This window comes from Zestosphaera sp., assembly GCA_038727705.1.
Taxonomy (GTDB): Archaea; Thermoproteota; Thermoprotei_A; order Sulfolobales; family NBVN01; genus Zestomicrobium.
In genome coordinates this window covers 378,570-392,458 of the sequence record JAVYVJ010000001.1, presented here as the reverse complement: position 1 = coordinate 392,458, position 13,889 = coordinate 378,570, and the positions used below count along the sequence as shown (strand labels likewise).

The following is a 13,889-nucleotide window of genomic DNA, read 5'->3' as shown; positions in this document are numbered from 1 at the left end:
GGACGTTTCAAAACGATTTAGTCGGTGTTTGAATGCCGTCGTTACTGGAGGGCAGGTAGCTTAGCCTACCTCCTCGTTCAGGTGTAGGGACACATATCATATGTTAATTTGAATGGGCTTCTCCGCACAATCACCCTGAACCACCTAATTTACGTATTCTCCTGTATCTGCTGTTATCGTGTATGATATTGACGGAGTCGAAGATTAGAATGTTGGGATTACCGCTTAACCTAACTATGTCTTCCGTTGTTAGTTTATCATATTCCGAGTGTCTGGTTAGGACGACGACTAATTCCCGCCCTTCTAAGGCTACACGTAGATCTCTCGTTAGGGGGACCTGAAGTGATTCAAGCACCTCATCCTTTGAAACTAGGGGGTCTTGAGCTATGATATTCTTACATCCCCTGGCCTTGAGTAGGGCTATGACCTCACGTGCAGGGGAAAGTCTAGCATCGTCTGTGTCACCCCTGAAAGCCACGCCAAGAACCGCTACGCTGACCCGATCTAATGCAAGGCCATAATCCCTTAAGAATAGCTCTACCCTCCTGACTACCTCGTAAGGCATTGACTCGTTGATCTCTCGAGCAAGTTTGATTAGCCTGGGTACAAATCCCTTACTCAGAGCCCTCCCGACAAGGAGGTAGGGATATATGGGGATGCAAGGGCCGCCAACCCCCGGCCCCGGCAGGTGGAGGTGGCAGTATGGTTGAGAGTTAGCGGCGTTTCTGACCTCATAGTAATCCACACTGAGAAGTTCTGAGAGGATGGCTAACTCGTTAGCTAATGCTATGTTAACATCCCTATAAACACCCTCCACTAACTTCGAGAACTCTGCGGCCCTGATTGAACTCATCCTGATAACCCCCTTCAACGCTATCTTAGAATAGAACCTAGCGACGCATTCAGTAGAGGAGGCATCGACGCCTGCCACGATCTTAGGGTAGTTAGCCTCTATATCTCTGAGTGCGTGCCCAACATATATACGTTCAGGACTGTAAGCCAGGTAGAAATCTCTGCCGGCAGTCAACCCGCTAGCCTCCTCCAGCCTTGATTTAAACATCCCCTCAGTTGTGCCCGGCGGCACACTTGATTCCAAGATCACCATATCCCCAGTCTTCAAGCCCTTCCCCACAGTGTCAGCCACCTGAAGTATTGCGTCGTAGTTCACTTCCTTAGTTAGCCAATCCACGTAAACAGGGACTGTGACCACATTGACGCAGGTCTCCGTGGAGTACTCAAGTCCGTTGGTGGTTAGTCTTAACAGCCCTGAGCTTAACCCTGAGTTAATGGCTTCCCCGACCTCCCTTTCCAGGAATTTGAGGGAGAGGGACGTCAAGGCGGATATCCTGCTCGGATCTTTATCAACTCCAACAACCTTTAACCCTTTCCTGAGGTAGGCAGCCGTCAGAGCGAGACCTACATAACCCAGCCCAAACACTGAAACGCTACAACCCCCACCGAACACTCTCTCAACTGGGTCAGGGGCGCTCATCGTCTAAATCCCACGTTAATGAAGCGTTACAACATAATAAGCATAGGTCTTCTTTAACTATTACGAGTCTACCACCTATGGCTGGGATAATTAGAAAGTTTATCTCCTAATGAAGATGAACGGCGATATGAAGTCGCCCCACTTACTTCCAGCTTCCTTAAGCCTCTCTTTCTGAGCCCTAAGGACATCGAATAACTCCCTAGGCGCGTCCGGTATGCCCTCATATATAGCCCAGATCCTTTCAACCTTCGACAGTTGTTGCGGCACCCTCACCATGAATTGCTTCACGTATAAGGCCTCAGGATAGTCTTTGTTAAGGTGCTTGCTAAAGAGTACCTTCAGATCCTCGTAGAGAGGTATGAGACCTGTCGGCGTCTCTACAGCCTCTACATCATTGTGAACCCTTAACTCCATCCACTTCAACCACACCTTCTTATCCACCTTCTCAGCAAGGTAGTTGCCGTTCTCATCCTTCAGGAAGTAGTTAACACCATACACTCTAGGCTTTACTTTAAGCTTCTCGGCAAACCTTAAGTGGAGTTCCGTGAATTTACCGACGGATATCGATAGGAAGTCCAGGATCGCGTACGGGTTGAACTCTCTTTCACCGGCCTTTCCTAGAACTGCAGTAGTCCTCTCAGATTCTAAGGCAGCACCCTTAGTGACTATGCCATGAACCCAGTCAAAAGATTCTTCGACGGGCGGCAACGTATCTGAGTCCCTCCCGCCGAATATCATGCCACCTACAGGAACTCCAAGCGGGTCGTCAATCCTGGGATCGAGTGTCTTAAGGTACCTTATGGATGTAGTGAACCTAGAGTTAGGATGTGACGGTGGATTATCCTTGCCAGGCCACCACTCACCAGCGTAGTTGATACCCTTGCCAGGCTCACCCACCTTCCCTGACCACCACACCTCACCATTATCCATCAACAGGATATTCGAGAATATCACCTCACTATCGGGTGAGGTGAGTATCTCGTATATTTCCGGATCATCCCTCGGGTTTATCCCGTCAACGATGCCGAACATCCCGACCTCCGGATTGACTGCCCTTGCTACACCGTCGAACTCCTTAATTATGGCTAAGTCATCCCCAACCACCGTGTCAGACATTAGAGCTGTGGACGTCTTCCCGCACCCGGCTGGAAAAGCGCCCGTGAAGTACGTTACCCTGTCGCCGGGGCCTTTGACGCCCGTTATGAACATGTGTTCACACAACCAACCCTCTCTCAACCCTCTATTAACGCATAGTCTTAGGGCAAGTTTCTTCAGACCTACCGTATTACCTGCATACTGAGTATTCACGCTGTATACCGTGTCATCCTCTAAGTCTATGTAGATCCTCCTCTTGTCGATGTTCTTGCTCCAGCCGTTCGCGTCGCGCTCGCCGGCTGAGTGAAGGAACCTCAAGTAATCCAGGTTCTCACCATATTTAACGAAGTAGTCATAACATATCCTGTAGAGAATATTCTCACTGTGGGTTACATAAGCTGAATCCGTCACTTGCACCGCATGCAATGTGAAGGGCGAGTCCCTAGGGCCAAAGCAGAAGAAGGACACGAACATCTCCTTCCCCTTCATTACGTCTCTGAACAACTCCTTGATTTCATTGAGGCCCGACCTCCTTTCATAGGTGTTTATTAGAGGTATTTTCTCTCCACTTGACAACAGTATCCTTGTGTTGCCCCTGTCACGTGCTAAATCCTTAGGTCCGTCGAAGTGTGCCGTGTGTCTCGCATTCCTAGTCGGCAGCTCCTCCCTGTTGGCTAGGGCTGCACGCCTGATGTATTCCAGATCGCCTTCGTCGCCCACGTTGACGTACACGGACGAAGGCTTAGCCACCCTAACTATGTCGGCTATCCACCTGTGAAGCTTAGGGTCAGGTATCCTTAAGAGTCTCTCAAGCATCTCCCCCCTCATGGAGGAGCGTAGAAAGCTCATATAATCGTATTCTTCAGAAGTAAACGCCTCCCTACTCAAGTTGTCCCCCGCTAAGGTATATAACTCAAAAATTAATAAAGTAGTGCGTTTCAAGGACTTATGTCAAAAGGTATTTCGAGTAACCCCTTAGACGCCCTGTATCTGGGTTTCTCGAGCCGGATCTCACCGATGAACCTAGTTGAAGGGAGGTGTTCCTTATTGCAGGCGTTTATATTCCAGACGCCTCCGTCCACGTCATAGAGTATGACCAGGGTCAGTTCTTTCACATCAGGCGGCACTGGAAATAGGTCATATATTACGTGACCATACATTCTTTCAGCATCCTCCCTTGATATAACCACAGTTTCTATGCGTAGATCACTCATAACCTTCGCATTAGCCAACTCTTCAACCCTCCTCATCTGAGTCTCGTCAGGTTTCGAGGAACACGTTACAGTCAACCTTCCATGCTTTCCAGACACGTATGTTGACGCAGTCCACATCGAACCCTCGCCAAGAACCCTGACGACAGCCCCCTTAACAACGTGAAGAGCTGTATGGGTTCTCATCTCATCAGGGTATACGTTAACACCCTCCTGCAAGGACATTACGCATCACGACCCCGTAGCAGTCCTATTAAGGCCTGTAACTTCAGAGGCTGTGACACCTAATAAGGCTTCGTACGGACGCCTACGTGCTTGAGCGAGACACCTCAAACATTCAGGCATTTCTAAACCTCACCATCATGACACCCTCTGAGAGAGGCTTATAAATATCCTCATCACCAACAGGTGTTAAGTAACGACCCCCCGCAGAGTTTAATACAATCGCGGTCTCCGTCCCGACGTCCTACTGGAGTCATGTGTAGGAGGTGATGCGATATCGGTTTGAGGTCCTTAAACTTGCCTAGCGGTTCTAGTCTGTCGTTCTATGAAGTTCATCAGGAAGACTACAACCACTATAAGAACGGATATCAACGCAAATACTTGTATTAAGTTATAGGAGTAGAGTATATCAACTATGCTTTCAACCGGGTAGGTCGTAATGATCTCAACCAGGTTAAGCACGTATCTAGCAAGGAGTGCTATAGTCAGGAGGGCCACCACGTCGCGCCATATTCTGATGCTCCTTCTAAGTATTCTGTGGATCATTCTGCCAGCAAACAGTATGGAGGCAGAGAGAGCCGCGAAGGGTACCATCACTTCAGAGTAAACCCTGATTGAGGCCGGGTCGTAGGAGAAGTCCCGAGAGGACATCAGTGACACAGTTAAGGCAATTCCGACCGACAGTGAGAAGATCGAGAGAACGCTTGAGATCCTGTATATAGATGACTGCTTCCACTTCCTCCAAACGACTTCATGAATCTGAAAGCCCCTGACTATCAGAAATAACCCGAGGACGCCCACCAGGATCTCCCAGACGTAAGCCGAGAGAGGCGATAGAGTGATGGCTGCGAAGACCACTAACAAAACGCCCGGAATTCCGAGGAGTATCTTAGAGAAGCGGGGTTCCTCGACCGCCTTTCTAAGATATCTCCCGATCAAGACGTAGGTCTCCTCAACCCCTCTGAGTTGCTCTATGACCACTCTCTCGACCGCTACTATGTTAGCCATGTTTTGAATGACTGGTATAATGAGTTCGTCCTCAGCACTATCCAAAACCAAGACAAAATCCTTGGAGTTAAGGGTTGACATCAGATAGGAAACCTGCTCCCTAAGCCTCCTACCTGCCTCAATGTTGCTTTCCGGATGCCCGGAGATAACCGCTACCTCAACGTCTTCCCCCTTGTTCTTAAGGTCTAAGTAGACGGAGAGCGCGTGGAACAAGACATTAAGATCTGAGTCGTCAGGTCGCGAAACACCGAACTTAACTGAAGCCTCAACGACTCTGTCATAGCCGATGATGGGCGTATCAAAACCGCTCAGAGAAATGTCGTCATCGTAGTCAACAGCTACAACCAATAACCTGACCAAGCCCCTCCTCCTTATTAATTATTGACTTTGCGATAGTTAAGCCTTTTCACAACAAAACACCATACCTTCACGTCAAGGAGGTTTAAACGGAATTCAAGGAGGCAGTTGATGAAAATCTCACGCCACTATCGTGGCGCCGGGGGCGGGATTTGAACCCGCGAGGGCGTTGCGCCCACTGGCTCTCCAGGCCAGCCCCTTGGGCCGCTCGGGCACCCCGGCTACTTCATGTTTATGAATACTCTTGGAGATTTATATTTTACGATTGTTGTCTCTCCCTCTTTCTCCACAAGGGCGGGTAGGCATCCCTACAAATAGTTACTCTTTTAGTCTTAGCGAAAACCCCCCTACGGGTCTGGAGTACTTCCTCAGTATGCATCTGAGCAATCCCGACCGCCACCAACTCCCCTTTAAGCGAGAACATGGCTACAGCATCACCTTTACGTATCTTCTCATGCATGATTGAAATCCCTGGAACCGTTAAATCAGCGCCGTAGGCGACCGCGCTGACTGCAACGTCATTTATAACTACTTTAGGTAGGTGTGAAGCCATGTACTCTCCCGGCATTACAGCGCTTGTAAGCATCCCCATCTCCCCTCTAGCACGCCACAGACGCACGTACTCAGAGAGTTCGTGCATCTTAACTAGGTTTGAAGCTTCGCTGAACGGACCTACTCGAGTCCTTCTTAACTCACGCATGTGCGCACCCACACCCAGAACGTCTCCTATATCGTGGATTAGCTTACGCACGTACGTGCCGTGCTCACAGTCCACGATAAGTAATGCGTAAGGGTGTTCATATTCAGCTAGCTCCAGCCTGAAGATCTCCCTAACCCTCACGGCCCTCTTGACCGAGGACCTGACAGGCGGCTTCTGATACACCTTCCCCCTGAACAGTCCGACGACCCCCCTTAGTCTCTCCAAGTCAACTTCTTTATGCAGTTGCATCACGGCCACATACTCTTTACTAGACTGCATCAGCAGCCCAACCAGCTTCACAGCATTACCTAAAGCGATGGGCAACACGCCAGTGACTTTAGGATCTCCCCGCCCTCGTCCTGTAGGACGCACGCCTACAGGTTCAAGGACTCTAGGGTACCGCCGTGACCTACCTTATCAAGGCCAAGGAGTTCCTTAACCCATGCAGCGACCTCGTGACTTGTAGGCCCTGGAGGCTTGTCAAGGTTAATCACGCCAAACCTCAACTTCTCATCTAGAGATCTTTGCTCAGGTATCTTTCCAAAACTCTCGTCAGTCCTAAACTCCCTGACCAGGACGTACTGCCTATTGACTCCGGCGAAGTCATCTAGCTTCTTGATAAACTCGATGCCCGAACTCAATCCCAACACCTTACTCATTCAGTCAAACTCTACGATGTGGAACTTATAAACACGACTAAACTAGTCCGGAGAAAGCCTTATCCTGAAGAACGAAGTAGGAACGTCCTTCTCCCGCTGCTAATGGCGGAGCTTGCCCGACCTGCTAAGCAATACAGTGAATTACTTAGGTACGGTCATCAATGTCTTAGTGTAGAGTAATTCCTTAGCGCTTACCCGGACCTTTTCCTTCATGAAATCCTCCAAGCCGTTGGATTTCAGCGCCTGTAGCACCTCCTCGTCCGACGCCCCCTTACTAATGTCCACCTTCTTATCTGTCGGCTCGATGTGATTTACGTTGGTTTTCCTACGTTTAACTCCTGAGAGGCTCTTAGGTCCTGTCACGTAAACGAAGTTCTCATCTATAATGTCGACTATGACGCATTTCCTCCCGGCTTCCCTTCCACGGATTTTAACACACACCCTCCCGACCTCGATTGCCGCCAACTCGATCACCTACCTGAAATTCATGCGGTGGAATTAATAAGGATTGCTCTTAGATTTTACCACCAGTAATTAGCTCGACGGCCTTTCTCGATATTTCAAAGACCTCGTCAGCGTTGAATCTAGCGGTGTTGATAATCAGGTCAAACACGCTCAAATCTTTAATGTCTATACCATAGTATCGGCTGAATCTCTTGGCCTCAGATTCTTCACGCGTAATGAGTTCATGTAAAGCCTCCTCGTAGTTCTTGCTGTCCCTCTCAGCGATTCTACGGGCTCGGACGTCCACAGGCGCTGTCAAATATATTCTGAGGTGTGCTAAGTCCTTAAGAATCCAGCCAGCTATATGAGCGTCTATGACTACACAACCCTTACTGGCCTCAACGATGGCGGCTTCGTCGACCAGCCTATCTATTGACGGATCCACCTCCGCAATCTTAGAAAACTCGCTTAGGGAAAGACCTTTTTGTGACGCAAGGCTTCTAAACATCGCCCCCGACGAGGTCAGCCTTAATCCAAAATGCTCAGAAAGTCTTCTGGCAAGCGTTGACTTCCCGCTTCCAGGCGCTCCACTAACCGCTATCACTAACTTGCAGGAGCTACTCAATATAAGGCCTCCTCTATGAACTCCTTACCGCCAGCTTTAAAGCCAGGGATAGGCATGAGGGGCAGAGAACGCCTCCGAAAAACCTCTCAGGTCTTCTGGATGACTTGACGTTCTTCTTCAGCGTGTAACTGGACTTCGGGACACCGCCCAGCTCCTGTCCGCAGATCCCGCACACTGCTATGTAAGATTTACTCCTCTTGTAGTGAACTACGCTCCTGCCACCTGGGGTTCGCCTCCAGCCCTTCTTCAAAGACCTTGACCTAATGGACGCCCCTGACATCGTCATCGACCATGAATAGGTGGTAAGCCAGATTTATAAAGTTTTCAATATAGAACCCTGAGGTCAAGTTAACGATCCAGCCGACCGGTCGCATCAGGCCTTCAGAGCATCAATCCCAACTATCCTGTTGTGAAGTGCCTGGTAACCTAGCAATGTAGCTAGGAAAATAAAGAGCTCATTAAAATAACCTTCAGGACCTGAGACCAGAGGCAGACTCAGTGGGGACGGTATGGGTCTGCCCCCACCATAGGTAAGCATAAAGTAGAAATACATGTACTCGGAGACCATCATAGACACGAACACGCCGCCCCACAAACACAGTAGGTTAACTAGAAAGAAGTTGTTGAGTCTCCTCTTCAGCCTACCGGCCCTCTCCTCAAGTATTTTTGCCTTCTTCTCCTGAGGGTTCAGGGTCTTATATTCTTTCTCGATGAGCCTCAATTCCTTAACGACTTCCATCACCCTCAACTTACTGAGCCCTATCCAGCTGGCCGTGTAGGACCAGGGAAGCATGAGCGTCAAGATCGTCATTACGTAAAGCAGGGTGAGCACGCTATATCCCCTTGACTATCTCAGCTAGGGACCTACCCGCATCCTCAGCCTTACCCTCCTCGTTGAGGATCACGTTTACTGACGCGCCGACTAGAGTTGCGCTAGATATGGAGAACATCCTTATGAAGTTCATGATCTCTTTAACCACGCTGACGTTGCTGTAGTCACTCCTGACCCTGGATGAGTCCCTGACCTGTCTCTGAACTATGATTTCAGGATCGGCCTCAACCACTATGATGGAATCAGGCATTAGCTCCTTAACCACGTATTCAGGGAGGCCTGGCCAGAAGCCTGTGGCGGTTTTTATGGCGGCGTGTGTATCTATGAAAACTGCTATCCTTCCTTCGGGGTGTTTGCCTGCGAGTGCGTCAATATATTTCCTTATCTCCTTAGCAACGAGGTTCTGTATCCTCTTCTGCTCGATGAGAGGTAACCTCCGCAATTCATCTCTACTTGACACCATACCTCTCTCTATCGCAAACTTTAGCATGAAATCTCCGTAGTTCAGAGTCTCGACTAGGTATCCATCGCCCTCGAGGAATTTCCTAGCGTGATGCAGGACAGTCGATTTACCGACCCCCGCAACCCCGACCACAACGACTACCCTCGGACCGGTGTTCAAGCCAATCACTCGCCCAGCAATTTCTTTAGTAGGGGATATGCTTCAAGCGCTCTTTCGTAGGTTATCTGAGCGTAGAACTGCTGTATTATGCCGACTGCGAGCAAAATGCCCATACCTGAGCCATAAACCCCGAAAACATCTGCCACCAGAGTTATTGAGGCAACTATTATCGAACTAAGTATGGCCAGGGGATATATGTACTTAGACAGGACCATCTCAAATGCCTTGGGGTTGCTCCTATGCCCCGGTATCAGCAGGCCGGACTTAACCAGGTTCTCGGCCTGCGCTGAAGGATTAAGTCCTGCGACCTCGACCCACATAAGGCCGAAGAGCACGGCCAGAACTATAAGTACCACCGCATATATGCCCACCCTGACAGGATTGACCAGCAGTTCAAGCATTGATGACGGAGAGTTTAGGTAATAGACTGCGGTGCTGAACACGTTTATCAACCAAGGAACGTTGGAGAGGTAGGTTGACGCAAGTCTGTAGAAAAGTATTAGGTCGGATATCAGTATCCCGACTAGGAGTATTGGTATGTTGCTGACGTAGAGGAACTGAAGAGGCATCCCGGACTTAACGCCGGGCATTCTATGGGATGTTATCGGTATGTTGACCTTCATGTCCTGCAGATACACGATAACTACTATAAGCATGAAGAGAGCTATGAGCCCAACCAGCGACGGCGCTGTAATGGTTCCTGAGGCGGTGCTTACAATGCCGAACACAACCCTAGTGGTGTCGAATGCCCCCCCTCTGAGGACGTTCACCATGTAGGGGATTATGCCATAGTATTGATTTGTCCCGGAGATACTAACAGGCGCGAATATGGACCACAAGATCGTTCTTGCTATACCTGAAAGGATGAATAAGCTAACGCCAGAACCTATGCCGTACCCTTTCTGCATGGCTTCATCCATAACCATCAAGATTAAAGCACCCGCTATGAATTGAAGGAAGAGCGCAACCGTTATGAATGCGTTTAACCTATAGTAGAGTGCGAAACCCAAGCCCTCGACAACCGCTATTATCAATGCCAGTCCTTTCTGGCTTTGTGTAAATAACTTCCTGTCCTCCGGATCCGTTAGGTCAAGCTCTATGAGCTTCGCCCCAGCCAGTATCTGAATTATCAGGCCTGCAGTTACGAGCGGGCCTATGCCTAATTGCGTCAGGGAACCACTCTGAGACGCGAAGATGACGTTAATGAGCGTCGGTAGCTCAACGCCCTGAATATGTGGATAAGCCGATAAAGGAAAAGCGTAAGTCGATGACATAACGTAGAAAGTGACGACGACCAGGAGGGTGTAGAAGAGCCTCTTACTTAAGTCTGGCTTCCTGGAGGGCTTAGGAGTCGAAGGCACGTATTCACCTACCTTGGCTAACCAGGAGAGCACACCCACCATCTATCCCTAATGTGTTAATTCTAGGTCATTATAAAGCTTACTCGAGGGATCCTATACAACGTTAGGAGTAGACCGTAGATCCCAAATCCCGCGCTCAGGTAGGTCACGGTTAAATCACTAAACAACCAACCGATGTGAGCTTCTACGAATTTTGAAGCAGTTCTTAACGTGCCCTGGCAATAACAGGGGATTCAGGGCGACCCTAGGAACTTTTGCTCGTTAATAAAACTACTTCACCGCCGGTTGTTTTTACCTTTTCCACAGCTCTCTTTGTTGCACTGGGGGTCAATATCCTTAACGGCCTTGTGGGCTCGCCTTCCCCAAGCAATTTGTTGAAACCTAACTTCTGGAGATCGACTTCAACCAAACCCTTTTCGGCTTTAAGCTCTCCGTTCCTTAACAATACCTCCACCATCTCTGAGAGCTCTCTTAGATTGATAACCCTGAGCTCATCCTTAACTATAGTTGGGTTGGGGTTCTTAAACCCGTGCTTACCGAACCAGTCAGGATAGTACTTGACGATCCACGTCCATTTATGTTTATGCATGCCGGCAGCGCCCCTACCGCCTCTGCTACCAGCCTTCCTGTGCTGACCTACGCTACCATAGCCATGGGTCCTGCTCCCCCTTAGCTTCCTAGATTTCCTCTCCTTCCTAACTACCATCGAGGATCACCTTAAACCATCTTATGTATGAGCTTATTTATCTCGCTACCCCGGTAGCCTAACTCCCCATCACTCCCCAGGGGCTTTTTAGTGCTTCTCTTGAAACCTCCCTTAGGGGGATGAAGTCTGAAGACGGGCTTTATAACGTCGTCAAGCTTATGTAGCTGTAGTTTACCCTCAATCAATGCCTTAACAAACTCGTCAACACTCATGCCGAACCTCTCCCTGATGAACCCCTCGGTAATGGGTTTATTACCTACTAACTTGCCACGCTTCAGCAGTAACTCCTTAAGCGTATTCTCGTCTATCTCCCCCCAAGTAACCCACTCTTTAATCACTCTAAGCATCCCGTCCACGGAAGAGTTCTTTGGGTAGATGACGGTCGTGTACTTCCTGGTCAACCTGAGTTTCCTTAACGTGTTCTCGACATCCGGTGGGACGTCCGCGAGACCCCTAACCCTAACTATGGCGTAGAGTGAACTCACTATGAACCACCCCTAACCCAGTCATATGGAGTTACGAAGCTATAAGTCTTCTTCAACGCGTCAAATACAGCGTAGGCAAAGTTTATAGTGGTTCTCGTTTCTCCTTTAGACCAGGTCCACGCGTCCCGAATGCCGGCATACCTCAGGACGACTTTAGCTACGTCACCGCCCACTAGGCCCGTGCCCTTAGGAGCGGGAGCCAGGGATATTCGTACAGAACCGCCTTTCCCATCCGTCTTGAAAGGTATACTATGAGGCTCCGTGCAGGAACACGACCAGCTACCACAACCCCTCCTTACAGGGGTTATATTGAGTTTCGCATTCCTCACAGCCTTCTCTATAGCCTGCCTTATCTGCCTTGCCTTACCTATGCCCAGCCCAACGTATCCGTCGAAATTCCCTATGACTACAACCACCCTAAACCTGCTGGACTCACCGGCGTCCGTCTGTTTCTGAACGATAGCGACGTCCAGCACTTCATGCTTTAAGTTAGGCAGTAAGTAGTCAACGATCTCAGGCTCTCTGATCACGATGTTCTGATCGAAGACTTCCTTAAGACTTGTTATCCTACCCTCCTTGACCATCCTGCCGAGTCTGGTCTTCGGAACCCACTCACCCACAGATTCACTCATACTCACTCACCTGAAGAAAACTCCCCCTTTATCCTGTCACTTACTTCTTTGAAGTGATCAGGCAGGCTACGCGGATCTAAGCCCCTGCTAAGGTATTTAGCGAATCTAGCCCTAAAGAGCTCCTCACCCTGGTTAAAGAGCTGCTCCGCATACTTGGCCACGTGAACCCCTTCAACCCTCTCAGTCGACGGCAGGACCTCATCGGCCACCGGCACTTCAACACCGGCGTCCCGCAAGCCCATTATCGCCGCGAAAACGCGGGCGCCTTTAGTAGCTTTATGCAGGCCTATATCAGGAACAGCGTAACTCACACCCCTCCTGACAGCGAGGAGGCCGACAAGCAGGCCGGTTAGGTAGGCAGCCGACGTATTGTTGAGATCGCCCAGCCAGCCATGCTTACGTAGGGACTTACTGCTAACGCCCACTATGGTGTGGTCGCCGTTTGGAGAAAATTCGACGACCTGAACTATGATCTGAGTGTTTGTCTTCCTGACTATGGCCCTGACCCGTTGCCCTGACTTTATGATCCTATAGCGTCTGTAGTAGTCCGTCTTTCCCTCCCTCCTCCTTCTTCTGGGAACCCTGTAGGTAGGTCCACGCGCCATCTCATCTCACCTTTATACCCAATTCAGTGAGGTGTCTTTTAAGGTCCGAGAGATTCCTGAACATCCCGCCCTTAACACGTAGGTATAGCCTTCTATATGTCTTTCTATCTATCACTTCCTGATCCCTCAAGAACCTTAAGTAGGTTCTTAGCTTCCTCGACGTGTTGACATAGATTTCGTCCTCACTCCTTCTAGCTCCCTTGCTGCCTTTCCTCCTTCCATAACCCCTCCTATGTCCCTTCTTTCTCTTCTCGTGCAGTTCTCTCCATCTCCCTCTGGAATTACCCTTAGCCTGCTCCACCCATATGACTCCAGAATCTATGAGTCTCCTCACATCATCCTTAGTCAATGCTGACTCCACATCCTCAGCCTTGGAGGGGTCTATCTTAACTCTTGACACACCTACCCCCAATATTTCAGCCGCCAACCTCTTCTGAAGTGTTAAGTCACCCATACCCTGAATCACCTCCCATTAGCTACTAAGACTCCTAACTCCTTAGCCTTAGTAAGTATTTCAGCCCTCTTACGCCTCCCCACAGTCCTGCCGACATACACTATGACTTCAGCAGGGTTAAGTCCCTCTAGTTCTTTGACGCTATAAACTACCACAGGCTTCAGTCCTGACGGGTGGAGACCTCTTATCTCCTTAGGAGTCCCAAAACCTGACGAGACTCTAGGAGGCAGGCCCTTAAGCCTTAAGCGTAAGGGGTTATCTACACCTCGAGGCCTCCTCCACTTCGGATTATTGATGAACTTCCAGAACTTCCACCACTGATGCCTCAGGAATCTGACCCTCCTCTTACTCCTTATCAGCTTTACCTTCCTATTCATGC

18 protein-coding genes and 1 tRNA gene are annotated in these 13,889 nt (G+C 49.5%); all 19 read right to left on the bottom strand.

Translation table 11 applies throughout. The annotated features are described in order from the left end of the window. Positions 1–130: 130 nt before the first annotated feature. Positions 131–1,492 (bottom strand): nucleotide sugar dehydrogenase, encoded by a 1,362-nt coding sequence (locus tag QW772_02195; protein ID MEM0037722.1) that lies wholly within the window; start codon positions 1,490–1,492, stop codon positions 131–133. Between the two features lie 99 nt (positions 1,493–1,591). Next, positions 1,592–3,475, bottom strand: coding sequence for a phosphoenolpyruvate carboxykinase (GTP) (locus QW772_02190; protein ID MEM0037721.1), 1,884 nt, complete (start codon positions 3,473–3,475; stop codon positions 1,592–1,594). A 50-nt stretch (positions 3,476–3,525) separates the two neighbouring features. Next, positions 3,526–4,023, bottom strand: coding sequence for an alanyl-tRNA editing protein (locus QW772_02185; GenBank protein MEM0037720.1), 498 nt, complete (start codon positions 4,021–4,023; stop codon positions 3,526–3,528). Positions 4,024–4,311: 288 nt separating this feature from the next. Beyond that, on the bottom strand, positions 4,312–5,388 hold the full coding sequence (locus QW772_02180; protein MEM0037719.1) for a DUF373 family protein: 1,077 nt from the start codon (positions 5,386–5,388) through the stop codon (positions 4,312–4,314). A gap of 131 nt (positions 5,389–5,519) precedes the next feature. After that, a tRNA-Ser gene (locus QW772_02175) sits at positions 5,520–5,607 on the bottom strand. A gap of 37 nt (positions 5,608–5,644) precedes the next feature. Then, a complete protein-coding gene (locus tag QW772_02170) occupies positions 5,645–6,385 on the bottom strand; it encodes an RNA-guided pseudouridylation complex pseudouridine synthase subunit Cbf5 (protein MEM0037718.1) in 741 nt (246 codons plus the stop codon). A gap of 74 nt (positions 6,386–6,459) precedes the next feature. After that, a complete protein-coding gene (locus QW772_02165) occupies positions 6,460–6,744 on the bottom strand; it encodes a tRNA pseudouridine synthase A (GenBank protein ID MEM0037717.1) in 285 nt (94 codons plus the stop codon). Positions 6,745–6,885: 141 nt separating this feature from the next. Further along, the gene (locus QW772_02160; protein ID MEM0037716.1) at positions 6,886–7,209 is read right to left on the bottom strand and encodes a 50S ribosomal protein L14e; all 324 of its coding nucleotides are present in this window, start codon (positions 7,207–7,209) and stop codon (positions 6,886–6,888) included. 49 nt (positions 7,210–7,258) lie between these two features. After that, positions 7,259–7,813 (bottom strand): AAA family ATPase, encoded by a 555-nt coding sequence (locus QW772_02155; GenBank protein ID MEM0037715.1) that lies wholly within the window; start codon positions 7,811–7,813, stop codon positions 7,259–7,261. A 13-nt stretch (positions 7,814–7,826) separates the two neighbouring features. Next, complete coding sequence (locus QW772_02150; GenBank protein MEM0037714.1) at positions 7,827–8,099, bottom strand: 50S ribosomal protein L34e; 273 nt, start codon at positions 8,097–8,099, stop codon at positions 7,827–7,829. An 87-nt stretch (positions 8,100–8,186) separates the two neighbouring features. Beyond that, positions 8,187–8,645: a hypothetical protein gene (locus QW772_02145; GenBank protein MEM0037713.1), complete on the bottom strand. Its 459-nt coding sequence runs from the start codon at positions 8,643–8,645 to the stop codon at positions 8,187–8,189. A gap of 1 nt (position 8,646) precedes the next feature. After that, positions 8,647–9,267, bottom strand: a complete 621-nt coding sequence (locus QW772_02140; protein ID MEM0037712.1) for an adenylate kinase — start codon at positions 9,265–9,267, stop codon at positions 8,647–8,649. Positions 9,268–9,272: 5 nt separating this feature from the next. Beyond that, positions 9,273–10,670, bottom strand: a complete 1,398-nt coding sequence (gene secY, locus QW772_02135; GenBank protein MEM0037711.1) for a preprotein translocase subunit SecY — start codon at positions 10,668–10,670, stop codon at positions 9,273–9,275. Between the two features lie 202 nt (positions 10,671–10,872). Beyond that, positions 10,873–11,334: an uL15 family ribosomal protein gene (locus QW772_02130; protein ID MEM0037710.1), complete on the bottom strand. Its 462-nt coding sequence runs from the start codon at positions 11,332–11,334 to the stop codon at positions 10,873–10,875. An 11-nt stretch (positions 11,335–11,345) separates the two neighbouring features. Continuing rightward, positions 11,346–11,819 carry a 50S ribosomal protein L30 gene (locus QW772_02125; protein ID MEM0037709.1) on the bottom strand — a complete coding sequence of 158 codons (474 nt, stop codon included), beginning with the start codon at positions 11,817–11,819 and terminating at the stop codon, positions 11,346–11,348. Next, positions 11,819–12,451: a 30S ribosomal protein S5 gene (locus tag QW772_02120; GenBank protein ID MEM0037708.1), complete on the bottom strand. Its 633-nt coding sequence runs from the start codon at positions 12,449–12,451 to the stop codon at positions 11,819–11,821. Before QW772_02120 ends, QW772_02125 begins: the two co-directional genes overlap by 1 nt. Positions 12,452–12,453: 2 nt before the next feature. Then, on the bottom strand, positions 12,454–13,056 hold the full coding sequence (locus tag QW772_02115) for a 50S ribosomal protein L18 (GenBank protein MEM0037707.1): 603 nt from the start codon (positions 13,054–13,056) through the stop codon (positions 12,454–12,456). A 1-nt stretch (position 13,057) separates the two neighbouring features. Then, entirely contained in the window at positions 13,058–13,510 is a 453-nt protein-coding gene (locus tag QW772_02110) for a 50S ribosomal protein L19e (GenBank protein ID MEM0037706.1), read from the bottom strand. Between the two features lie 8 nt (positions 13,511–13,518). Beyond that, positions 13,519–13,887, bottom strand: coding sequence for a 50S ribosomal protein L32e (locus QW772_02105; GenBank protein ID MEM0037705.1), 369 nt, complete (start codon positions 13,885–13,887; stop codon positions 13,519–13,521). Between the last annotated feature and the right edge of the window lie 2 nt (positions 13,888–13,889).